Annotated in this window: 1 protein-coding gene; it reads left to right on the plus strand. The window is 41.7% G+C overall.

Annotated features, from left to right (window positions below; all coding sequences use genetic code 11):
* Positions 1-235: AAA family ATPase (locus AAEY75_RS17135; protein WP_352260387.1), on the plus strand; the 235-nt coding region annotated here is incomplete at both ends.

Here is a 235-nt window from a genome sequence, read left to right on the forward strand (position 1 = left end):
TATTAAGGATGAGCTAACGGATCGCGATTTAACCAATTTATCACGTAAGCAGTTTTTGGCAGATAGATTAAAGGACACCGCGGTACTTATCATCGATGAGATATCGATGCTGCATGCCAAGCAGATTAATTTGGTCAGCCAAGTGCTTAAGCATGTACGCAAAAATGACAAAGCTTTTGGTGGTATCCAAGTCGTTGTTGCAGGAGACTTTTTTCAGTTACCACCGATTGGCAGT

Source organism: Psychrobacter sp. TB55-MNA-CIBAN-0194, from assembly GCF_040309505.1.
Taxonomy (GTDB): domain Bacteria; phylum Pseudomonadota; class Gammaproteobacteria; order Pseudomonadales; family Moraxellaceae; genus Psychrobacter; species Psychrobacter fozii.